Source organism: Xanthomonas nasturtii, from assembly GCF_001660815.1.
Taxonomy (GTDB): Bacteria; Pseudomonadota; Gammaproteobacteria; order Xanthomonadales; family Xanthomonadaceae; genus Xanthomonas; species Xanthomonas nasturtii.
Genome location: NZ_LYMI01000029.1, coordinates 1 through 22,628 on the forward strand (window position 1 = coordinate 1; position 22,628 = coordinate 22,628).

20 protein-coding genes and 1 pseudogene are annotated in these 22,628 nt (G+C 64.9%); 3 read left to right on the forward strand and 18 right to left on the reverse strand.

The window, feature by feature from the left end; genetic code table 11:
• Positions 1-492 precede the first annotated feature (492 nt).
• Both A7D16_RS11875 and A7D16_RS11880 read right to left on the reverse strand, forming a co-directional pair.
• Positions 493-906, reverse strand: coding sequence for a VanZ family protein (locus A7D16_RS11875; protein WP_064632965.1), 414 nt, complete (start codon positions 904-906; stop codon positions 493-495).
• Entirely contained in the window at positions 894-2,147 is a 1,254-nt protein-coding gene (locus A7D16_RS11880) for a class I SAM-dependent methyltransferase (RefSeq protein ID WP_193395462.1), read from the reverse strand. The genes A7D16_RS11875 and A7D16_RS11880 overlap by 13 nt, the downstream gene beginning before the upstream one ends.
• Between A7D16_RS11880 and A7D16_RS11885 the strand changes: the two genes are divergently transcribed.
• Complete coding sequence (locus tag A7D16_RS11885; RefSeq protein ID WP_064632970.1) at positions 2,146-2,883, forward strand: pteridine reductase; 738 nt, start codon at positions 2,146-2,148, stop codon at positions 2,881-2,883. The genes A7D16_RS11880 and A7D16_RS11885 overlap by 2 nt on opposite strands.
• Before the next feature lie 161 nt (positions 2,884-3,044).
• Here the strand turns inward: A7D16_RS11885 and folK are convergent, their stop codons facing one another.
• The 5 genes from folK to A7D16_RS11910 form a co-directional block, all read right to left on the reverse strand.
• Complete coding sequence (folK, locus tag A7D16_RS11890; RefSeq protein ID WP_064632972.1) at positions 3,045-3,560, reverse strand: 2-amino-4-hydroxy-6-hydroxymethyldihydropteridine diphosphokinase; 516 nt, start codon at positions 3,558-3,560, stop codon at positions 3,045-3,047.
• Positions 3,561-3,652: 92 nt separating this feature from the next.
• Positions 3,653-5,155, reverse strand: a complete 1,503-nt coding sequence (locus tag A7D16_RS11895; protein ID WP_064632974.1) for an ATP-binding response regulator — start codon at positions 5,153-5,155, stop codon at positions 3,653-3,655.
• A 3-nt stretch (positions 5,156-5,158) separates the two neighbouring features.
• Complete coding sequence (locus tag A7D16_RS11900; protein WP_064632977.1) at positions 5,159-5,599, reverse strand: response regulator; 441 nt, start codon at positions 5,597-5,599, stop codon at positions 5,159-5,161.
• Positions 5,596-7,407, reverse strand: coding sequence for a sensor histidine kinase (locus A7D16_RS11905; RefSeq protein ID WP_064632980.1), 1,812 nt, complete (start codon positions 7,405-7,407; stop codon positions 5,596-5,598). The genes A7D16_RS11900 and A7D16_RS11905 overlap by 4 nt, the downstream gene beginning before the upstream one ends.
• Before the next feature lie 526 nt (positions 7,408-7,933).
• On the reverse strand, positions 7,934-8,305 hold the full coding sequence (locus A7D16_RS11910) for a BON domain-containing protein (RefSeq protein ID WP_064632982.1): 372 nt from the start codon (positions 8,303-8,305) through the stop codon (positions 7,934-7,936).
• A gap of 150 nt (positions 8,306-8,455) precedes the next feature.
• On the opposite strand from A7D16_RS11910, the gene A7D16_RS11915 reads away from it, so the two are divergent.
• Positions 8,456-9,514: an oxidoreductase gene (locus A7D16_RS11915; protein ID WP_064632984.1), complete on the forward strand. Its 1,059-nt coding sequence runs from the start codon at positions 8,456-8,458 to the stop codon at positions 9,512-9,514.
• Positions 9,515-9,657: 143 nt separating this feature from the next.
• On the opposite strand, the gene gnd is transcribed toward A7D16_RS11915, so the two are convergent.
• The 7 genes and pseudogenes from gnd to A7D16_RS11950 form a co-directional block, all read right to left on the reverse strand.
• Positions 9,658-10,599, reverse strand: coding sequence for a phosphogluconate dehydrogenase (NAD(+)-dependent, decarboxylating) (gene gnd / locus A7D16_RS11920; RefSeq protein WP_064632986.1), 942 nt, complete (start codon positions 10,597-10,599; stop codon positions 9,658-9,660).
• Positions 10,600-10,619: 20 nt separating this feature from the next.
• Positions 10,620-11,972: a hypothetical protein gene (locus tag A7D16_RS11925; protein WP_374053776.1), complete on the reverse strand. Its 1,353-nt coding sequence runs from the start codon at positions 11,970-11,972 to the stop codon at positions 10,620-10,622.
• Positions 11,973-12,144: 172 nt separating this feature from the next.
• A complete protein-coding gene (locus A7D16_RS11930; protein WP_064632991.1) occupies positions 12,145-12,525 on the reverse strand; it encodes a glycine zipper 2TM domain-containing protein in 381 nt (126 codons plus the stop codon).
• Between the two features lie 125 nt (positions 12,526-12,650).
• On the reverse strand, positions 12,651-13,421 hold the full coding sequence (locus A7D16_RS11935) for a DUF2242 domain-containing protein (protein ID WP_064632993.1): 771 nt from the start codon (positions 13,419-13,421) through the stop codon (positions 12,651-12,653).
• A gap of 74 nt (positions 13,422-13,495) precedes the next feature.
• Positions 13,496-13,912 (reverse strand): annotated as a pseudogene (locus A7D16_RS11940) (DNA methyltransferase); the annotation flags it as partial.
• 142 nt (positions 13,913-14,054) lie between these two features.
• A complete protein-coding gene (locus tag A7D16_RS11945; protein WP_064632995.1) occupies positions 14,055-15,458 on the reverse strand; it encodes a nicotinate phosphoribosyltransferase in 1,404 nt (467 codons plus the stop codon).
• Positions 15,459-15,577: 119 nt separating this feature from the next.
• The gene (locus A7D16_RS11950; protein ID WP_064632998.1) at positions 15,578-16,633 is read right to left on the reverse strand and encodes a bifunctional nicotinamide-nucleotide adenylyltransferase/Nudix hydroxylase; all 1,056 of its coding nucleotides are present in this window, start codon (positions 16,631-16,633) and stop codon (positions 15,578-15,580) included.
• A 162-nt stretch (positions 16,634-16,795) separates the two neighbouring features.
• On the opposite strand from A7D16_RS11950, the gene A7D16_RS11955 reads away from it, so the two are divergent.
• Positions 16,796-17,662, forward strand: a complete 867-nt coding sequence (locus A7D16_RS11955) for an endonuclease/exonuclease/phosphatase family protein (protein WP_064633000.1) — start codon at positions 16,796-16,798, stop codon at positions 17,660-17,662.
• A gap of 171 nt (positions 17,663-17,833) precedes the next feature.
• Here A7D16_RS11955 and A7D16_RS11960 read toward each other — a convergent pair whose 3' ends face one another.
• From A7D16_RS11960 to A7D16_RS11975, 4 genes are all read right to left on the reverse strand, one after another.
• Complete coding sequence (locus A7D16_RS11960) at positions 17,834-19,993, reverse strand: carboxy terminal-processing peptidase (protein ID WP_193395463.1); 2,160 nt, start codon at positions 19,991-19,993, stop codon at positions 17,834-17,836.
• 418 nt (positions 19,994-20,411) lie between these two features.
• Positions 20,412-21,425, reverse strand: coding sequence for a lipoyl synthase (gene lipA / locus A7D16_RS11965; RefSeq protein WP_064633004.1), 1,014 nt, complete (start codon positions 21,423-21,425; stop codon positions 20,412-20,414).
• Between the two features lie 14 nt (positions 21,426-21,439).
• Entirely contained in the window at positions 21,440-22,138 is a 699-nt protein-coding gene (lipB, locus tag A7D16_RS11970; protein WP_064633006.1) for a lipoyl(octanoyl) transferase LipB, read from the reverse strand.
• Positions 22,126-22,404, reverse strand: a complete 279-nt coding sequence (locus tag A7D16_RS11975; protein WP_064633008.1) for a YbeD family protein — start codon at positions 22,402-22,404, stop codon at positions 22,126-22,128. The genes lipB and A7D16_RS11975 overlap by 13 nt, the downstream gene beginning before the upstream one ends.
• Between the last annotated feature and the right edge of the window lie 224 nt (positions 22,405-22,628).

Genomic DNA, 22,628 nt, shown 5'->3' on the forward strand with positions numbered 1-22,628 from the left:
CAAAGACCTCGATAAGAAGCTCATGCGCTACATCCGCCAGTACAACAAAAACCCAAAACCGCTGAAATGGACCTTCGCTGATCCAACTCGACGCATCACATCCGATTCCTCGGATTCAGTGCACTAGCGGCGCTCAGAGATAGGCAAAAGCCGAATGAGTCGAGCGTGCGGTGCCCTCACCAGAATGTTGGTCGGCAGCTCACCGAAAGCGGTCACACCACATGCCACGTGGGCGTGTTGCTACGTCGCTGGTGTAGGACAACGAAAGCAATCGAATTAATCTGATTAGCAGCGCGCTACAAGCATTGCTCTCACTTGCACACCGACCAACTCGACTGGTCCTTGCCCGCTCACCGTCGCGGGACCTTGAGCGGCATGGATACCGCGCCAGAGCCTACAGGGACGTACTTGCAGCGTGTCACGCGATGGTGGGCGGGCAAGGGCCCTGCAACCAAGTTGCAGTGTTCTCGGGAGATCACCGTGTCGAAACAATCAACGCGGCCCAAACAAGCGCTGGTCGATCCGCAGCATCACAAAACGCAACGGCGTCCACGCCAGGCACAGCCCGGCAAGAATGCCCAAGGTGTCGGCCAACGCATCGTAGGGATCTGCGCTGCGATTGGTAGTCAACGCACCTTGTGCGATCTCGATCCCGATCCCCAGCAGCACCAACCCGAGTGCAGCGAACACCAGCGCGCGGCGCGTGGCGAACAACTGCACCGCTCCCCAGCACAACAACGCGAACGTCAGGAAATGCTCGGCCTTGTCGCTGTTGGACGGCAACTCCGGGAACTCCGGCGGTGGCCCCATGCACACGGCAATGACTACAACGATTGCCGCGATCCACAAGCCGACCCACAACCGCGGCCGCCGAAACGGCCGTAACGCCGAAGTCACAGCCGCCACGTGAGATCGCCAGCCAGGAACGCTGGTGCAAAATCCACATCGCGCGAGAAACCCATCACCTGGAAGCGCTCGCCCATCTCGCTGGGCAAGGTCAGTCGCTTGATCTGCTCGCGCAAGCGCATGCGCCCGACTTCATCGGTGCGCGTGTCGGCCTGCGCCAACAATGCGTCCATCCCGTTACCGAGTAGAAAGCTCGCCTGTGTGCAATAACCGGCCAGCTCGAAGCCCGCGCCGGTGCCGGCCTCGGCCAATGCAGTGAAGTCCACCGATGCGGTCAGATCCTGCAGGCCCGGCCAGCGATACAGATCTTCATGCACGCGATGCCGATAGAACGCCCGCAAGGTGCCGTCTTCGCGCTGCGCACGATAGAACTCGCCACGCGGGTAACCGTAATCGACGAACAGCATCGCACCGCGCTTCAGACCGCCGGCGACCGCCTGGATCCAGTACGGCAGCTGCGGCAACAACTCGGAGCGATAACCATCGGCGAACGGCTGCTCCAGGTAGCGCTCCAGATGCCGCACCGCTGCACTGAGCAACGCATCGGCCGGCTGCTCGCCGCGTGCGAACTGCTGCTGCGCATCCAGCACCACGGTTTCTTCATACACCTGCCCATCGCGCACTGCGAAGCGCGGCGTGGGCAAGGCGTCGATGACTTCGTTGGCGAACACCACGCCATCCCAATCGTCCGGGAACGGCGCATCCAGCCATTCCACCAGATCGAACACCGGCGGGATCAGACTGCGCCCCAGCCGCTCGCGCTGGCGCTCGCGCAGGTCCGCGCTGGGCTCCAGAATCGCGTAACGCTCGGGCAGCGCATCCAGCTCCAGCAGGCGCTTGAGCGTGACTTCGGCAAACGCGCCGCTGCCGCCGCCCACTTCCAGCACCCGCGCCTGCGGGCCGAGTTGCTGCAGCACCGGTGCCAGTGCACCGGAGACGGTCGCTGCGAACAGTGGCCCAAGTTCCGGCGAGGTGACGAAATCGCCGGCTTCGCCGAACTTGCTCGCACCGGCGCTGTAATACCCCAGACCTGGCGCATACAGCGCCAGCTCCATGAAGCGCGAAAATGGAATCGCACCGCCGGCGGCCTGGATTTCGGCGCGCAGATGCGCAACCAGCCGGTCGCTGTGCGCCAGCGCGTCCGGATCGGGTGTGGGAAGGTCGGCGTGCATGCGGGCACCGGTTGCGGGGACAATGCACAGGATAGCCGAGCCCCCTGCAACGCCGAGCGAGTACGCCATGACAGACAGTTCCAAGGTGGTATTGATCACCGGTGCAGCCCGCCGCATCGGCGCGCAGATCGCCACCACGCTGCACGCCGCCGGCTACCGCGTTGCCTTGCACGCACATCGCTCCGGCGAGGCATTGGACGCGCGCGTGGCCGAGCTGTGCGCACAGCGTGCCGGCAGCGCGCAGGCCCTGCACGCCGATCTGCGGCTGCCGCACGCGCCTGCGCAATTGGTGGCCGACTGCATTGCCGGCTTCGGCCGCCTGGACGGCGTGGTCAACAACGCCTCGGCGTTCTATCCCACCGCCGTGGGCGAGGCCACGCCTGGGCAATGGGACGAATTGTTTGCGGTCAACGCGCGCGCACCGTTCTTCATCGCTCAGGCAGCGGCCGCACAGTTGCGCCAGCGTCGCGGCGCCATCGTCAATCTCACCGACCTGCACGCGCAGCAACCGATGCGCAACCACCCGCTGTACGGTGCCTCCAAGAGCGCCCTGGAAATGCTCACGCGCTCGCTCGCACTGGAACTGGCGCCGCACGTGCGCGTCAACGCGGTCGCGCCTGGCGCCATCCTGTGGCCGGAACAAGGCAAGCCCTCCGAGGCCAAGCAGGCGCTGCTCGCACGCACGCCGCTGGCGCGCATCGGCATGCCGGAAGAAATTGCCGAAGCAGTGCGATGGCTGCTGGACGACGCCAGTTTCGTCACCGGCCACACCCTGCATGCGGACGGTGGCCGCCAGCTCAGTTGAGCGGCGCGTGTCGGCCACGCGCACTCCGCTGCGAAGCGTGGAGCTCTGGGCAACGCGCGTTGGCTTGTTCGCCACCGTGGCCCAGCGCGTCGCTGCCAGGCAGTGCCTGCGCATCTAGCGTAGTTGCGCGCAGCCCCGCTCCACCGCACAGCCACACCGCGCTACTGCGTGGCGCTCAACTCCGCCACAATGGCATCCAGCTCCACTGCCGTAAACGCGCTGCCGTACTGCGGATGCGCCTGCCACAGCGCGGCCAGTGTCTGCCCGCTCAGCGGGTCGATGAAGTCCGGCGCGATATCGGCCAGCGGCTTGAGCACGAATGCGTGCTTGAGCTCGGGCCGCGGGATGCGCAGATGCCCGGGACCTTCGATGATGCAATCGCCGAAGAACACCACATCCACATCCAGGGTGCGGTCGCTGAAACGCGGGCCGCTGCGGTCACGCCCATGCGCATCTTCCAGCGCATGCAGCCAGTGATCCAGCGCATCCAGGTCCAGATCGGTCTGCAGCACCACCGCGTTGTTGACGAAGTCCGGCCCATCGAAGCCCACCGCCGGCGTGCGATACGCAGGGGAGACGGCAAGCTGGCCAAAGCGCGCACGCAAGGCGTCAACGGCCAAGCGCAGGTAATGGGTCGGCTGGACGTTGCTGCCGAGGCTGAGAAGCACGGTGGTCATGCGTTATTCGCGCATGCGGCCGGCGTGGGCGTCAACTGTTGCCATCGCGCCGCACCTGCAGATGCCTGTGCGGCGCGCGCTAAAACCTGGGGTCAGGCCACTTCCAGCGCGTGCGCCACAGCGCGGAACACCCGGCGCATTTCCAGCGGTTTGCGCAGCACATGCACCGGCAGATCCGGCGGAAAGTGCGCACGTTGCAGCGGCGCGCCGACGTCTTCCAGCACGATCGCCGGGCCCTGATATCCCAGCTCCTGCATGCTCAGCAGCACGCTGACCGCCGAGAGCAGGATGATGTCGCTGTCGATGATCACCAGGTCCGGCATCGCGTGCTGCTGCACCAGCTGCAGCGCCGCGGCACCATCGCTGGCCAACTGCGGCTGGTAGCCCTGGCTGGAGAGCGCATTGCCCAGCAGCGACAGGCGCGTGGCCTCGCCATCCACCAGCAGAATGCGTTGCCCATGGCCCAGCGCGAGCGGCAGTTCGGTTTCGGTCACTGCCACCGACGCCGCGCGCATCGGCACGATCATGTCGAAGCGCGTGCCTTCGCCCAGGCGGCTGTCGACCACGATGCTGCCGCCGTAGCTTTCCACGATGCGCTTGCACGAGATCAGCCCCAGCCCGGTGCCATCGACCTTGGTGGTAAAGAACGGGCTGAACAAGCGTGCGCGGGTGTCCTCGCTCATGCCCACGCCGGTGTCGGCCACGCTCATGCGCACGCGTGTGCCGTCGTGACGGTCGGCCGACAGGATCAGGGTGCCGCCCGCAGGCATCGCCTGGATCGCGTTCAAGCCCAGATTGAGCAGGCACTGTTGCAACTCGGTGTAGTTGGCCTCGATGGTCAGGTCCAACGCGATCGTGTCCACCTGCAGGCGCACGCCATCGGGAAGGCTGCTTCTGAGCAGCATCTGCACCGCCTGGAACAGATTGGCGATGGACACCTGCTCGCGTGGCTTGTTGGACCCGCGCACGAACGAAAGCATCGACTCGGCCATTTCATGCCCGCGCCGGCCGCACTCGGCCACCACGTTGGCCAGCTGGCGCAGCTGCGGGTCGTCGCTGCGCCCGGCCAGCAGGTCGGGCACGATCAGCAACGGCTGCAGGATGTTGCGCAGGTCGTGGCTCAGGCCGGCAGCCAGCATCGCCAGGCTTTCCAGGCGTTGCGCCCGCATCAGCTCGTTTTCCACGCGCTGCCGTTCCAGGTCCGCACGCGCCTCGCGCACCGCGCGAATCACAGCACTCGGCAAGCGCTTGGGGTTGTGTTTGATGATGTAGTCGTTGGCGCCGTCCTGCAGTGCCTTGACTGCGGTCTCCTCGCCCATGGTGCCGGAGACGAAAATGAAGGGCGTGGCGCCACTCTGGCGCACCAGGCGCAGCGCCTGATGGCCGGAAAACCCGGGCATGCTCAGATCCGACAACACGATGTCCGGCTGGAACGTCTCCAGTGCGCCGCGCAGCGAGGGCGCGCTGTCCACGCGCTCGAACGCCGCATCGATGCCGGCATCCAGCAACTGATCGGACAACAGCTCGGCGTCTTCTGGCGAATCTTCCACCAGAAGGATCTTCAGCTGCTCCAGTTTGCCCCCCTCATGCGGCATGATTCAGTCCAGCTCCGGTGCCTGATTGATGACCGCCCAGAAGGTGCCGAGCGTCTTGACTGCGTTGAAGAACTGATCGACATCCACCGGCTTGACCACATAGGCGTTCACGCCCAGGTCCCAGCTGCGGGCCAGGTCGCTCTCTTCGCGCGAGGACGACAGGATCACCACCGGCAGGCGCTTGAGCGTCTCGTCGCTGCGCACCTGCTTGAGCACTTCCAGCCCGTCCAGGCGCGGCATCTTGATGTCCAGCAGCAATACTGCCGGCAAGCCCTCCTCGCGGTCGACGAACGCGCCGCGACGCAGCAGGTAATCCATGGTTTCCACGCCGTCCTCGACGTGCACGATGGGATTGGCCAGACGGGCTTCGCGCAAGGCGTCGACCGCCATCTCCGCATCGGCCGGGCTGTCTTCTGCCAGAAGAATGGTACGGATGGCGGTCATACGCTGAACTCTTGATTGGGCGCTTCAAGCGCAGGAGGTAACACGAAATAAAACGTGGCGCCTTCGTCGACGACGCCTTCGGCCCAGACCCGGCCACCGTGACGCGTCAACACGCGCCGCACGCTGGCCAGCCCGATGCCGGTACCAGCGTATTCGCTGGCCTTGTGCAAACGTTGGAACACACCGAACAATTTGGCGCTGTATTCCATGTCGAAACCGGCTCCGTTGTCGCGCACGCTGAACTGATGGCCGCCGTCGGCCATCGGCGTGTAAGTGACCTCCACTCTGGCCACCTCGCGCTTGGCGCTGTACTTGACCGCATTGCCGAGCAGGTTCATCCACAGCTGGCGCATCATGTTTTCGTCGGCCACCAGCACCGGCAGCGGCGCGATATGCCAGTCCACACGGTGGCCGGTGTTCTCGCTCTGCACGTTGGAATCCAGAATCGCGCGCGTTTCGGCCACCAGCGATTGCATGTCCACCGCCTGCAGGCGCAGCGCACTGCGGCCCAGGCGCGAATACACCAGCAGGTCGTCGATCAGCGAGGCCATGCGCCGCGCCGAGCTGCTGATCACTTCCATGTAATGGCGCGATTTCTCGTCGGCCGCATCGCCCAGATGGCGGGCCAGCTTGTCGGAGAATCCGGCCACGTGCCGCAACGGCGCGCGCAGATCGTGCGAGACCGAATAACTGAAGGCTTCCAGTTCGCGGTTGACCTCCGACACCTGCTCCACCTTGCCTTCCATCTGCCGGTTGAGCTCCTGGATGCGCAGCTGCGCGGCTTTCTGCAGGCTGATGTCGCTGACCGTCATCAGCACCACGTCTTCGTCGGTGGTGTCGGGCAGCGGCATGCGGCGTGCGTTGATCAACATGGTGCGCAGCACGCCATCGGCAGCGCGCTGCTCGTGTTCGTAATCCCACAGCTCGCGGCCACGCAACAACACATCGGCCAGCCGCTGATGGATCTGCGTATCGCGCCAGACGCCCTCGCCCACATCCTCCAGCGCCATCAATTCGTTGCCGCGCTCGTCCAGGCCATACAGCTCGGCGAAGGCGGGGTTATGCAACATGATGCGCTGGGTGGCATCCAGCAGCACGATCGGCTCGCGCACGGTCTGCAGCACCGAGCTGGCACGGCCATTGGCGCGCAGGTATTCCTGCTCGGCCGCCAGCCTGCGCCGGATCTGCCGCTGCAGCAGCCAGATCACCGTGCCCAGCAGCAACAGCTGCACCGCCAGCGCCGCCCAGCTCAGCACCGCGTAATGCATGCGCTCGGTCTCGGCGCGCGCATTGCGCAGCGCCAGCAGGCGGCCTTCGGCACCCTGCAGGTCGTCGATCAACACGCGGATCGGGTTGTTCAAGGTCATGTCGTTGATCAACGCACGGATCTGTTCCGGCGCAGTGGTCACCGCGATGCGCTCGGCCAGCAGCAGCCGGCGCTCGATGGTGCTCTGGATCCGCCCGATGCGCACCAGTTGCGCGGGGTTGTCCTTGGTCAGTTCGATCAACCGCTGCACCGCCGCCAGCGCCTCGCGCCGCCCGCGGCGCATGCGCTCATGCAGCGCCTCGCGTTCCACACCGTGCGAGCGCATCAGCGCCGCCGATTCGGTGTCGCGCATCGCCGCTTCCAGCCGCTGCGCGGTTTCCTGCACTTCCTGGCTATGCGACACCCACACTGCAGCCTGGTTGGCGTTGCGCGCCATCTGCTGCAGCAGCAACGCCGGCACCACCACAATCAGGAACACGGCAACCGCCAACAGAGGCAGGCGCCAGCGATCCCACTTGTCTGCTTGGACCGTTGTTTGCATTGCTAGATCGGTTTCCGCTCGCGGCAAGGGCCAAGGACAGATCGGCATTGTCTCCGATCATGCCCCGTACCAGATTAATGATTCAGACAAATCACGTCGAGTCGTGACATAGCTGAATGGGCATAGCATACGTGCAGTAAACGTGAAATCCGCGCGAGAAGAAAGTCCGTTCATCGGCCAGATCGCCTGCTATCCGTGTTTGCGTCGAAACGCTGGCCGCCTCAACGGACGCAGCCAAACAGGCCCGAAGGCTTGTCGCGACAGCCATCCTTTCTGGCCAAGACTGCCTCTTTTTTATCGCTATCGAAATCGCCCTAGGAATTTCGGCGAGAACAGCGCTGGCCATGCCACATCGCGATGCGACGCGGCTAAACACGGCTCGGCTGTCGCGCGCGTCTTCTTGCCTGAGCCACCTGCCTCGTTGCGCAGGAAAGGCAGCCATAAAAAAGGCGCACTCCGTGGAGTGCGCCTGGTGCCCGGGTCCCCCGCCTCGCCTCGGCGGCCCCGGCATTTACCGCGGCTGCGCTTACTTCTTCGCAGCGGTGACCTTCAGGCCGGTCGACTTGACGCTCTTGACGCCTTCGATGCCCTTGGCAACTGCCACGGCCTTGTCGTGTTCGGCCTGGGTGGCGACGGCGCCGGTCAGCGTCACGATGCCGTTCTTGGTCTCGACCTTCACGTCGGTACCGGAGACATTGTCGGTGGCCAGCAGGTCGGCTTTGACCTTGGTGGTGATCCAGGTGTCGGTGACCGGCTTCTTGGACTCGTTCATGCCGGCAGCGTGGTCCTTGTGATCGGCATGTTCCTGCGGTGCCGCAAATGCCTGCGACGCGCCAAGGGTCAGACCGAGCGACAGCGACAGAGCCAGCAACTTACGTGCATGCGTCATGGTGTTCATACCAAGCACCTCCTGTTGAATGTGGGCGCAGCTTGCAGTGGCGCTCGTAGAGCAGGCGTGACCGCCGCATGCAGGGGTTGTGAACCCTGCACACACGGGTATGTGCAATACCATGCGGGCTCCCTTCGTCGTTGCGATGAACCGTTTTCAATGCCTAAACCGTTCAATCTGGCTGTCGTCGGCTACGGCTATGTCGGCCGCACCTTCCATGCACCGCTGATCGCAAGCACCCCCGGCCTGCACTTGCACAGCGTGGTGTCGTCCAAGCCGCAGCAGCCGCATGCCGACGTCCCCGGTGCGAACGTGGTTGCCGACCTCGAGAGCGCGCTGGCAGACCCGGCACTGGATGCAGTGGTGCTCGCCACGCCGAACCAGACCCATGCGCCGTTTGCGCTGCGGGCGCTGGCTGCCGGCAAGCATGTGCTGGTGGACAAGCCGTTTGCGCTGGATGCGACGCAGGCCCAGCAGATGGTGGATGCCGCCAACGCGGCCGGACGCATCATCAGCGTGTTCCAGAACCGCCGTTGGGATGCGGACTTTCTCACCGTGCGCCGGCTGATCGAAGAAGGCCAGTTGGGCGAGGTGGTGGAGTTCCACTCGCACTTCGACCGTTATCGCCCGCAGGTGCGTGACCGTTGGCGCGAGAGCGATGTTCCCGGCGCCGGGCTCTGGTACGACCTGGGCCCGCATCTGCTCGATCAGGCGGTGCAGCTGTTCGGTCTGCCTCAGGCAATCGGCGCGGATCTGCAACGTCAGCGCGAGCAGGCACGCAGCGTCGATTATTTCCACGTCACCCTGCAGTACCCGCGCCTGCGCGTGATTCTGCATGCGGGGTCGCTGGTGGCCGACAGCAGCCTGCGCTTCGTCGTGCACGGCACGCGTGGCAGTTACCTCAAGCACGGCCTGGATACGCAGGAAGACCAGCTGCGCGCCGGCCGTCGCCCCGGCACGGTCGGCTGGGGCGTCGATCCATTACCGGGCACGCTCACTCGCGTTGATGACGAAGGCCGTGTCCACACCCATCAACCCGACAATCTGCCGGGCGACTATCGGCAGTGTTATGCCGCCTTCCGCGACGCGCTGGCCGGCACCGGCCCGGCGCCGGTCGGTGGCAGCGACGCGGTGCAGCTGATGCAGCTGCTGGACCTTGCGCAACGCAGCGCTGCGGACGGCCAGGTGCTGTGGCTGGACGCTGCACACAGGCGATAGCACCTCTGTGCAGGCACGTGCCTGGATACACGCACGCGTCTGGATACACATGATCGGTGTTGCGCGTCTGCTGTATATCGAAAGAAAACACCAATGCGCGCCGCAACAAAGACGCGCATTGGATTACTAGCGCATCGACGCGCTTATGCGTCCTTGCTGCCGATCGTCGGCGCTACCGAGGTCGTGGCCATCACTGCGTGGCCACCGAACTGGTTGCGCATCGCCGCCAGCAATTTGTCGGTGAACGAATCCTTGTCGCGCGAGCGCAACCGCTCCATCAGCGACAAGGTGATGACCGGCGCCGAGACTTCCAGGTCGATCGCTTCGGCCACCGTCCAGCGGCCTTCGCCCGAATCGGCCACGAACGGCGCGATGCCGGCCATGGTCGGGTTGTGCGTCAATGCATCGGCAGTCAGATCCAGCAACCACGAACGCACCACGCTGCCATCGCGCCAGATTTCGGCAACCTGGTGCAGGTCCAGCGCAAAATCGGTCTTGTGCTGCATCAGCGCGAAGCCTTCGGCATAGGCCTGCATCATTCCGTATTCGATGCCGTTGTGGACCATTTTGGTGAAGTGGCCGGCACCGCTCGGCCCCACCCGTCCCCAGCCTTTGTCCGGCGCCGGCGCGAGCGTTGCCAGCACCGGATGCAACGCGGTCACCGCCGCTTCGTCGCCACCCACCATCAAGCTATAGCCTTCCTGCAGACCCCAGATGCCGCCGCTGGTGCCGCAATCGACAAACGCAATGCCGCTGGCCTGCAGCAGCGCTGCGCGACGCTGCGAATCCTTGTAATACGAATTGCCGCCATCGATGACGATGTCGCCGGCCTGCAGCAACGGCAGCAGCTGCGCCAGGGTGTCATCGACGATCTTGCCGGCCGGCACCATCAACCACACCACGCGCGGGCTCGGCAGCGCCGATACCAGTGCCGCCAGCGCATCGGCGGTGACAATGCCCTTGGCCTGCGCGCTGCTGCGCGCGCTCGCGCCCGGATCGTAGCCATGCACACGATGCCCGCCGTTGACCAGGCGCTCGGCCATGTTGGCGCCCATGCGGCCCAGTCCCACCATACCCAGTTCCATAATCGCTCCTCATGATCTGATCAGTGCAGGGTGCCACGCTCGACGTACGCTGGCGTGGCGGAATTCTCAATGGATCGTTCCGCGGCGGTGCCGGCGCTGCACTGCTGCAGCTGCCAATCGATCCACCGCCAGTACAAGGTGGTGCGCAGATTGTGCAAGGTCAGGTCGATGGCATACGGCGTGCGCGGGTTACGGTCGAGCAGGCGCGCCACGTGATAGCCGATCGGCTTGGTGCCCTTGGGATGCACATAGACCAGAAACCCGCGATAGAACGGGTCGTCCAGCAACGTCTGCAATTGCTGCAGCTGGGTCTGCTGCTGCGGGTCGAGCGTGGCGCGTAGCATCGCATCGCCTTGGTAGAGCAGGCGCTCGAAGCGGCGCTTGCCGGGCCCTCTTAGTTGTTTGGCCAGCTCCCAGATCTGCCGGTTGCGCGCGTCGTAATACGCAAACCCACCGTGCCGGGCCAGCGCCCGCGCAGCTGCGTCGCTGACGTCCACCACCACGAAATTTTCGGCCTGGTTATGGATGTCATCCAGATAGGCCTTGTCGAACACGTGCGCAATGAAACCCGGTGCGCCCACAAACGCCTGCCGCCCAAGCTGCGAGGTCTTCACCGCCTTACCATCGGCGAAAAATTCGCCGGCATGCGCACCGAGCAGAATGCTGTCGGTGTGGTGCAAAGTCAGAAACGTGCCAATCGACACTTCGCCCGGCGTAAACGCCTGGTCGAAGCCGGCATCGCCGAACAATTCGCGCTGGGTGGCGAGCTGGGCCACCTGTCGGCCCACCCCGCACTCCGAACGCACCTGGCCGCGATAGAACGCATCCAGTGCCTGCGCATTGCTGCCGCGCGGCTGGTAGCCGCGCCCGAAACTGCGAAAACCGCTCCAGCCCTGCGCCGCTGCACCACGCCAGCCAAACCCGATCCACCCCAGCTGCAGCGCGGAAAACCGGTAGCGCGGGTTGTTCTGCAACTGCGTCACCGCACGGCGTGTGGCTGCGCCGACTTCGAAGGCATACGCGCATTGCGTGGCCGCATCGTCCAGCAAGGCGGCCAGCGCTGCGCCACGCTGTTGCGTCGTCCACTGCGCCGGAAGCGTCAGCTGCAGATCCCCGGCGGCCTGCGCCTGCGCGAGCGTACCGCGCGTGCATGGCGCACCGCGCTGGATCACCGGCGCATTTATCGGTGCGTCCACCGCAGCGCGATGGATGGTCCAGCCCAGCCGTCGCAGCAGCGCTTCCACGCAGTCTGCGCTGGCGGCCTTGGTCGTTTCGCTCGGCGCAGCAACCGCCACCTGCAGTAGCTGCGCGGCAAGCAGTGCGCTGGCACATACCAGCGCGCTCAATCGGCACCGCCCCGCGTGGCGCAGCATCGGCATCAACGTAAAGGTCGATCGCGGTGACGACGAACGGTCGTGCGCGTGGACAGAACTCATCGGTGACATGCGCAACGAACGGTTAGCACAACGCCGCATCCTCAGACGTAGAAAGCCCCGGCATGACCGGGGCTCGCTGGAATCAATTCGAACAAAGCACTCGCCAGACTCAGCGACGCTCGCAGACGCGCTCGACCTGCCGATTGCCGTTGGCCTGCTGACGATTGCCCTGGATGGTACGGCCAGCTGCACCGCCAGCCACTGCACCGGCCACGGTCGCCAGCTTCTTGCCGTTGCCGCCGCCGACCTGGTTTCCCAGCAGGCCACCGATCGCAGCACCCGCCAGGGTGCCGCCGATGCGGTTCGGGTCGGTCGAATTCTTCTGCACTTCGACATTGCGGCAGCGGACGCGGGTGCCATCGTTGAACCTGCGGCCTTCGTCTGCTTCCGAATAGCGCTGCTGGTGCGAATAGTTTTGGGCCTGGGCAAAGGTGCTCGTCGCCATCAAGCCGATCAGGGACATACCCAGCAGGGATGTGCGCATTTTCATCGTTGGTCTCCACGTTTCTCGCCCGCTCGGCGAGCCATGGGCGCACTCTGGCCGCCGGGTCGAGAACACAACGTGAAGCGCGCAACCGGCTATTCAGGTTTCGGGGCGGAGTGTGAACCGCGCCGTCACGGCTGCGTGGCGGGCTCGCTTTGCGGCAGCTTGGCCGGCGCTGGCGGCGGATCCTGCGCTTCGACCGGCAATGGGGCCACTGGCGGCTGTGCATCGGGTGCAGGCGCCGTCGTTGCAGCGGGTGCAGGCACTGCCGAGGTCGGGGGACTCGCTGCAGGGGTGGCAGGGGCAACAGCAGCCGGCACGGGTGCCGCTGCGTGTGCCGGTGCTGCACTCGCGGCAGCAGGCACTGCTTCGGTCACATTGGGCAGATACGAGTTCAGGCGTTCGAAGAAGCGCTTGTAGAAGGCCGCATCCTGCACCGTGGTGCTGGACACGCGCACCAGCGAATCGCCGCTGCTGCCGACCGGCAACGACAACGAGCCCAGCACGCCAACGCCCACACTGGCCGAGGTCGAGCTCTTCTTCAGCGCGTAGCGGTCCTGCAGCGCGCTGACGAACACCTGCGCCTTGCCGCCATCCTGGGTGGCGCAGGAAATGCGCAGGTTGAGCTGTTCGCTCTGGTCGGCTTCCTTGAGCTGGAAGTTCTTGCTGCCTTCCACCGCGGCGGCATCCGCACGCGTCACGGCGTAGCCCTGGCTCAACAGCACGCGCCGCGCCGCTTCGCAGGCTTGCGGCGAACTGGCGGCCACACTGCGCGAATAGGTGTCATCGGAGTTGAACGACTCGCGCATCAGCATGGTGTCGCCCTTGCTGCCGCCACAGCCAGCCAGGGTTGCCAGCGCGCCAAGCAATGCGCCGCGCGCAATCAGGGAATAACAAGACATAGGGAAATTCCGGCATCCAAAACCGGCACAGAGCATAGCGGCAACCCATGTGCGCGCGGCGTCGCGTTACCGGATCAGGGCAACGGCGGTTCATCCGCTGGCAGTTGCAGGTCCACCTGCAGGCGGCCGCCATCGGCGCCGATGCACCCGGCGCGCAGGTAGTGGTGCGCACGCACCGCCGCCAGCGCCACCGGGGCACGGCATGGCTCGCCCCACAGGCTCAATGCGAAGCCCTGCTGCTGCAGCCAGTGGGTGAGGCGGTCCCATCGCGGTTGTTCGGCGCGCAGCATCAGGTCCAGATCGGCCGGGCCCAGGGGCACCAGCGTCGGCGACGCCAGTCAGCGCGCGTAGCTGCCATGCACCATCACCGGCAAGCCCTGCGCGTGGACCGCCTGCAGCAACTGCGCGGCCTGCTGCAGATCCAGCTGGGCACGGCACTGCTGGAAGATCAGCGCGTATTCGTGGCTGCGGTCGCCGATGCGTAAGGCATGCCAGCGACCGGCCTCGTCCTGCAGCGGCACGCGCCGCTGCAGGCTGGGCGCTGCGGCGCGCAGACGCGCCAACAGCGGTGAAACAGGCAACAACGCGATGTCGTCGATGGATGTGTGCATGGTGAGCCCTGCGCGCCGCGTGTCAGCGTCGCGCGGCGTCGGCACGCGCGCGCACCTGTTCCAACGTCCACTCCTGTTGCGACACGCCGTTTTCCCACACCGTCACCAGCGCATCTTCGCTGTCGGCATGCATGCCCACCTCATCGAGCAAGGCGCTGCGATAACTGCCATCGTTGCGGTCACGCAGCAGGGTGAGCCGGCCACGCTTGCTCTGCTTGCCCTGGTCGGTGATCGGGTCCTTGTAGACATCGATCCACTGCCCGTCCACACGCACCGCCGAGCACTTCAACGCAAACTTCTGCGTGTCGCGGTCCACCTTCTGCAGCAACGCACCGCCCATGCCGAAGGCCACATTGTCGGCGGCATAGCCGGCAGCGGTGATGCGTTCCAGAATCGCGCGCAACGAGGTGGGGTTGATGCCGTCGCCCTGGATCACCCGCACATGATTGAGCACCTTGTACCCCTTGCCGTTGACCTGATGGCCGAACGCCTCGTCCAGCAGCACAAGGCATTGTTCGACCACATCCACCGGATCGCCGGAGTCCGGACGGATCACCACCGTTGCACCGGAGGCGATCACTTCTTCGCGCAAGGTGGTGCCCCAATGCTCGGCAATGGCGCGGTAGATGTCGTAGCTGTCCGACACCACCGCCACGATCGATCCCGGGCGCGCGAACTGCGTCAGCATGTTGCGATACGCATCCACTTCGCGCTCGCGGCCCCAGCTGGTGATGGTGCTGTGCTCGGCAGCGGGGATCGAATACCCGGCCACCGGCGTGTGGTAATGCGCACGGGCCAGCAGCAAGGCCGACAAAGTGTCGGTACCAAGAAAATTCACCAGATGCGCGGCACCGCCCAAGGCAGCCGAGCCAAGACTGGACACACCACGCGCGCCAAAATCGTGCAGCTTGAATGGCAGCTGCCCTGCCGGATCGTCGCTGGTGCGCTCCAGGGAGTCGCGCACGATCTGCTTCACCTGCCAGCTCACCGTGGCCACCGTCACCGGGTACCACACGCGCAGCAACAAGGTTTCCAGATACGACGGCACCCAGAACGCCTTGGCGTCGGTGGACTCGATCGTCATCAGCACGTTGTGGGTGGGAACCACCGCACCTTCGGGCACCGCGCGGATGCGAATCGGCAACTGCCCGCCCAGCCGGTCGACGATATCGCGCCAGCCGGCTTCGTTGAACGGCTCGCCGTGCGCGGCCAGCAGCGCCTTCGCATCGTCGATGTCGGCGTGCGTCACCGGCCGGCTGATCGCTTCTTTCAGGATCGATTGCAGGCCGAAGAACACGGTCTGCTCGTACACGCCACCGCGCGATTCGACGTAGAAAAACGAGGCATCGGTGCCGGGCGGATATTGCAGCCAGTGGCTGGCCTTGTAGCTATCGGTATCGAGCAGCAGGTTATCGAGGTAATGCATGACGGAAGCTCCTTCGCGTCGAATGAACCAGCGGTCTGTCCGCCGGCGGGAGGTCACGGTTCAAGCGGTTGCCGCGCGAGCTGCCTGTTGCATCACGGCAGCACGCAGCCGGTGCACTCTCAGCCGCGGCCCAGGAAAAATTCAAGAATATGCAGATGGTCTTCGTACAGCCGCGGGCCCATCGCCATCACTTCGGCGATCGGAATCCAGCGCGCTTTATCGGCATCGTCGCCACCGCGCACCGCAGGCAATGCGCCGGCAGGGAACTCGAAATGAAACGCATGGGTAATGGTGCGCCCGCGCTGGCTGCGCTCGGGGTGATCGAAGACCTGTTTGCCACGCAACGAGCCCTTCAGCACCGGCAGCGGCAGCTTGAGGCGGGTTTCCTCGCGCAGCTCGCGCAGGCAGCAATCCAGCAGGCCTTCCTCCTGGCCGACAAAACCGCCCGGCAGCGCCCACAAGCCCTTGCCCGGCTCGGCACGACGCCGCACCAGCAACACATGGCCCGAATGCACCACCACCGCATCGGTAGTGACGAAGGTGGGCCGATACGGCGCGTCTTTCCACGCGGCGCGGTACTGCTCGATGAAACGGTATTCGGCCACCAGCTGCGCATAGCTCGGCGAATTGCGCCGGAACGCTTCCAGCATGTCGTACACCGGCGCCGGCACATTGCCGCGCAACATCAACAGCCCGCCATGGAACCCGATATCGCCGGCCTCGAACAGATAACGGCGCAACTCGGTGGCAGACAGCGTGGCCGTGTGTTGCACATCTTCCAGCGGCCACTGCGGAAACTCACGCAGGTAGTCGCCGCTGGCATCCTTGTCCATGCCGATTAAGCCAATATTCGCATCCAGCGTGCCGCCATCGGCGTGCACCGCTTCGGCAACCTGGCGCTGCACCTCGGCGATCCACAGGCTTTCATTGTAGAGGTGGTCGCGCAGCGGCCGCACGAGCAGCCGCGCGGTTTCGTCCGGCAACGCAGACTCGATCATCACCGCGCGTTCGGCCACGGTCCAAGGATTACGAATGGTGCGGGGCGTGTCGGCCGAGCCGATCAGCACGATGAGCTTTTTCGCCTTGCCCAGCGCGTGGCGGGCGACGGCGGCGTGGCCGTTATGAAAGGGCTCGAAACGCCCGATAAACACGAGATAGTCGTACGGTGTTGCCATGAGAATCCCTCACGGTTGGCTAGCAGCCAGCGGTCTATCCGCTGGCTTGGTGCAAACGCTACGCCGATGCGCGATAACGTCAAGCCGGCGCCATGTCGCAATGACATTTCGGTCATGCAGTCCAATTAGACTCGTCGACTGGTCCCTGAGGAATCCGCCTGCATGCCACGCCTGTCCTTTCGCGCTGTGTCACGTTCCTTGCTCGCGGCACTCGCGCTGCTGTGCATCGCCCTGCCTGCATGGGCTGCACCCGCGCCTGCGCCCTTGCGGGTGATGTCGTTCAATGTGCGCGTGCCGGTGGACACCGACGGCGACAAGCGCTGGAGCGTGCGCCGCACGGCGATGGTGGCATCGATCGAACACGCACACCCGGACGTGTTCGGAACGCAGGAGTTGGTGCAGGAACAGGCGCAGTATCTGGCTGCACAGCTGCCTGATTACCGTTGGTTCGGCAAAGGCCGCGACGCCGACGGCAACGGCGAACACGTGGGCGTGTTCTACGACAGCCGCACGTTGTCGGTGGTGGAATCGGGCGACTTCTGGCTATCGGAAACGCCACAGGTGCCGGGCAGCAGCAGCTGGAACACCGACCTGCCGCGCATGGTCACCTGGGCCTTGTTCGAACGCCGCAGCGACAAGCGCCGCTTTTACCTGTTGAACACCCACTTGCCGCATCGCGATCAAGACGAAGCCGCACGCGAACAGGGCGCACGCCTGATCCTGTCGCGCATCGCAACGCTTCCTGCCGATGTTCCGGTGGTACTGACTGGCGACTTCAACAGCGATCCCGATCAGGGCACCTATCGCACATTGACCGCCGCGCTCGACGATGCGCGCACGCATGCCACAAAGCCGCAGGGCCCGGAAAAAACCTTCCAGGATTTCACCACGCAGCCAACCCGACGCATCGACTGGATCCTGTTCCGTGGCCTGACGCCTACGCGCTTCACCACCCTGGAGACGCGCCCGGGCGGCGTGCTTCCTTCCGATCATTATCCGGTGCTGGCCGAGTTTTCCTGGCCGCACTGACATCGCTACGGCTTTGTTCTGCCGGTCTGAAGCAGCGCCCCTGCGTGCGATTGTGATGGCGGGAAGGCCAGGACCCTGCAGCCAAGCCGCAGGTCATCCGCTCTGGGGAGTACCAAAAGAAAAAGCCACCGCATGCGGTGGCTTTTCTACGGGACGAACATCCCGATGCGATCAATCCGCCCAACGCCCCGGCGCGGTCGACTGCGGCAACACTTGCGCCGACAGAGGCTGGTCCTGCGCCAGCAGGCCCAGTGCGTCGGCCAGGATCGCCGCCGATTCATGCAGCAACGGATCCGGACGCTTTTCCGCGGCCTTTTCGCGGGCGGTGTCCTTGACGATATCGCGCTCGTTACCGGTCAGGCCGTCATCGCTGTCTTCGGCAAGCGGATCCAGCGGCAGACCGAGTTGCTTGCGCACCTGCTGGCGGTCCTTGCGCTGCTGGTCCTGCTTCTGGCGCTCGGCAACGCGCTCGGCTTCGTTCAGCGAGATGTACTTCTTGGCCTTTTCATCGCGGAACTGCTTGACGTCTTCTTCCCACCACTGGAATTCCTTGTCGGTAGCAATGCGTGCGGTGTGCAGCGCCTGCAACTTGGGTAGCAACGGCGCGAAGTTGCCGTATTGGGTGTGCGGCGCGGCGGCAATACGTGTCCACGGCAGCGCATTGTCGTAAGTGCTCTCGCCGAATTCGGTGGCATCCACGCTGGCCGGGAATGCAATATCCGGCACCACGCCCTTGTGCTGGGTACTGGAGCCGCTGACACGGAAGAACTGCGCGATCGTCAGCTTGACCTGCCCATAGCGCTGACCTTCTGCGGCCGGCCAGCGGTCCAGGTCGACGATGTTCTGCACGGTGCCCTTGCCGAAGCTGGTTTCACCGATCACCAGGCCGCGACCGTAGTCCTGGATCGCACCGGCAAAGATCTCCGATGCCGACGCCGAACCGCGGTTGATCAACACGCCCAGTGGACCGTCCCACGCCACCTTGGGATTGCTGTCGCCATTGACGGTGACACGGCCGCCGGATTCGCGCACCTGCACCACCGGCCCCTGCTCGATGAACAGCCCGGTGAGTTCGATCGCCTCATCCAGCGAACCACCACCGTTGTTGCGCAGGTCCAGCACCACGCCGTCGACCTTGTCGGTCTTGAAGCCGGCCAGCAGCTTGGCAACGTCGCGGGTCGCGGAGGCGTAATCGGTCGCGTTGCGACGACGGCCTTCGAAATCCTGGTAGAAGCCCGGCAGCTTGATGATGCCGATGCGACGTTCCGGCTCGCTGCCCTTGGCAGGCAGGGTGATGGTCTCGCCCTTGGCAGCCTGTTCGGCCAGACGCACCTTTTGCCGGGTCAGCGTCACCGTGCGATGCTTGCCATCGATGCCCGATTCGGCCGGGATGTACTCCAGGCGCACCTGGGTGTCCTTGCTGCCGCGGATCTTTGCCACCACATCGTCGATGCGCCAGCCGATCACATCTTCAATCGCGCCGTTCTTGGCCTGGCCTACGCCGACGATACGGTCACCCGGCTTGAGCGTGCCATCCACCGCTGCCGGACCGCCCGGGATCACCTCGCGGATCACCACCATGTCGTCCTGCTTCTGCAACTGCGCGCCGATGCCTTCCAGCGACAGCGACATCTGCTGGTTGAACGTCTCGGCAGTGCGCGGAGTGAAGTAATCGGTATGCGGGTCGACGGCGTTGGTATAGGCATTGACGAAGAACTGGAACACGTCCTCGCCCTTGAGCTGCTTGACCGAATCGGCCAGTGCCACGTACCGCTTGTCCAGCGTCTTGCGGATGTCTTCGGGCTTCTTGCCAGCCAGTTGCAGGCGCAGCCAGTCGTTCATCACCGACTGGCGCCACAACACATCCAACTGCTTGTCGTCTGCCGCCCACGGCACGTCCTTGCGGTCGTACTCGAACTTGTCGCTGCCGCTGAAATCGAAGTCCTGCTTGAGCAGGTCGCGTGCGTATTTGACGCGCTGGTCGACACGCTTCTTGTAGACCGAAAACACCTGGAACGCCGGCTCCAGATTGCCGCCGCGCAGTGCATCGCCCACGCCGGCCTGCAGTGGCGCAAAGCCGTCGATGTCGGCCTGGGTGAAGAACTGTTTGCCGCCATCCAGCGTTTCCAGATAGCGCTTGAACACGTCCTTGGACATCGCCTCGTCCAGCGTGCGCGGACGGTAGGCGTAGCGGCTATCGGACAGCAGGCCGTAGACGAGCTTGGTGGCCGTCGCCTGGTCGGGCGTGGCAGCGGCAGGCAACGCGGTATCGGCGCGCGCCAGCAATCCCATCGGAGTGGTCAACACCAGCGCCAACAGGCCGGCCTTCATGGACGCAGAAACGTTGTAGGTCATCGAATGGCTCTCGGCACAGGGCCGATGAAAGGAAAGCGGTGAACGGATCAGACAGCATGACAGTGCCGAAAGTTGCTGGCGTTGTCATCCGCTGGCTGAATCAGCCTAGCGCCGGGCCTGTATCGGATTGTGAACGAGACCGCACCCTGCCACCTGGCGCCTGACGGGCCAGAGACGACGCGGCCCCGCGCAATGCACGGGGCCGACTGGATTGTTCGACCTGGAACAGATCTGGAATGGCGGACGCAGCGTCATCCGTGTTCGACGAATTGGCTACTGACGGCACACGCAAACCGCTGCTCCGGCGTGCCAGCCAAGCAACCGGCGAGCGGGAATCGAACCAACCGCCACTCACGAACGCACCGTGGCGGCCATCCGACCGCCAACCGATCACTCAGGCAGCGACGCCAGCGCCGGCCGCCTGACGATCGGCGTGATACGACGAGCGCACCATCGGCCCGGAGGCGACATGGCTGAAGCCCAGCGCGTTGCCGTACTCCTCCAGCGCCTTGTATTCCTCCGGCGTCCAGTAGCGCATGACCGGATGATGGTGCGGGGTCGGCTGCAGGTATTGGCCGATGGTGATCATGTCCACATCGTGCGCACGCAGGTCGCGCAAGGTGGCCTGCACCTGCTCCATCGTCTCGCCCAGGCCCAGCATGATGCCGGACTTGGTGGCGATCGACGAGTGCTGCGCCTTGAAGCGCTGCAGCAGCGTCAGCGACCACTGGTAGTCGGCACCGGGGCGCACGTTCGGGTACAGGTCCGGCACGGTTTCGATATTGTGGTTGAACACGTCCGGCGGGCTCAGCGCCAGGATTTCCAGCGCGCGGTCCATACGGCCCTTGCCGCGGAAATCCGGGGTCAGGATCTCGATCCGGGTCTTGGGCGAACTGACCCGGATCGCCGAGATGCAGTCGACGAAATGCTGCGCACCACCGTCGCGCAGATCGTCGCGATCCACGCTGGTCACCACCACGTATTTCAGGCCCATGTCGGCCACCGTGGCGGCCAGGCTGGCCGGCTCGCTGGCATCGGGCGGCTTGGGCCGGCCGTGCGCCACATCGCAGAACGAACAGCGCCGCGTGCACACCTCGCCCAGGATCATGAAGGTCGCGGTGCCGTGGCTGAAGCACTCGTGGATGTTCGGGCAGCTGGCCTCTTCGCACACCGTGACCAGGCGGTTTTCGCGCAGTTTGGCCTTGAGGTTCTGCACCGCATTGCCGGAGGGAATCCGCACCCGGATCCACGACGGCTTGCGCAGCACCGGTGCATCGACGAACTGCACCGGCGAGCGATTGATCTTGTCGCCACCGATCTGCTTGACGCCGGTCTGCAGCGGCGCAGGCGCGGCGGTGTCGCCGGAGACGACCTGCAAGGGGATGGAACGGGCGATAGGTTGGGTCATGTCGGTACGGGCGCTCAGGCCGGAAGCGAAAGGTCGGGCAACGCGGAAACAGGCTGCAATACGAGACCGAACTGGCGCGCCAGCTGTTCGAGCAGCACCGCCTTGACGGCGTCCATCCCGGAGGGGCCGCCCAAGTCTAGCACCGAGGTCACCTGCAGGCCCTGGTAGCCGCACGGGTTGATGCGGTGGAACGGCTCCAGATCCATCGCCACATTGAACGAGAGCCCGTGGAAGGTGCAGCCGCGCCGCACCCGGATGCCCAGCGCGGCGATCTTGGCATCGCCCACATACACGCCGGGCGCACCATCGCGGCGCTCGGCCACGATATTCCATTCGTCCAGGGTATCGATCAGCGCCTGCTCGATCTTGCACACGTAGTCGCGCACACCGATCTTGAGCCGACGCAGATCCAGCAGCGGGTAGATCACCAGCTGGCCTGGGCCGTGGTAGGTCACCTGACCGCCGCGATCGACCTGCAGCACCGGAATCTCGCCCGGCGCCAGCACGTGCTCGGGTTTGCCTGCCTGGCCGAGCGTAAACACCGGGGCATGCTCGACCACCCAGACTTCGTCTGCGGTGTGCTCATCGCGCGCATCGGTGAAACGCTGCATTGCGCGCCACACCGGGCTGTAGTCCTGCCGGCCGAGATCGCGCACGTGCGCCGGCAAGCCAAGCTGCGATGTGACCACCGGCTCGGCCGCTACAGCGTCCACTTCACTTCCGGATGGTCGCGCAGCGCCTGATGCGCAGCGTCGAACTGCTCCCGGCTCTCGGCGCGAAAGCCGATCTTGACCGAGACATATTTGCCGCTGGAAGAATGCTTCCAGCTAACGGCTTCCTGCAGCAGCTCCACGCCAGTGGCGGCAAGCAGACGCGGAAGTTCGGTTTCCAGCCCGCGTTCGGCCGTGCCCATGGCGCTAAGCTCGAAGGTGCCGGGAAACTGAAAGCCGTGATCGGGGTTGTCGGTGCTGATGTCCATCGCCCCATTATCGGGCCGGAGATAGGCAAACCCAAGCCTTGCCACCGATCAGACCGCCCAGCATCCGCGCCAGCACCACCACACTTTCCGCAATGCGATGCGATTACCGTGATGGACCGAACACAGCTACGCGCGCGCGGCAATGCTGTAGCGAACCGAAGCGGCAGAGAACGCGCTCGCTGGCACGCACTTCACACGGCGCAGCAGCGCACGCAGGCACCTTT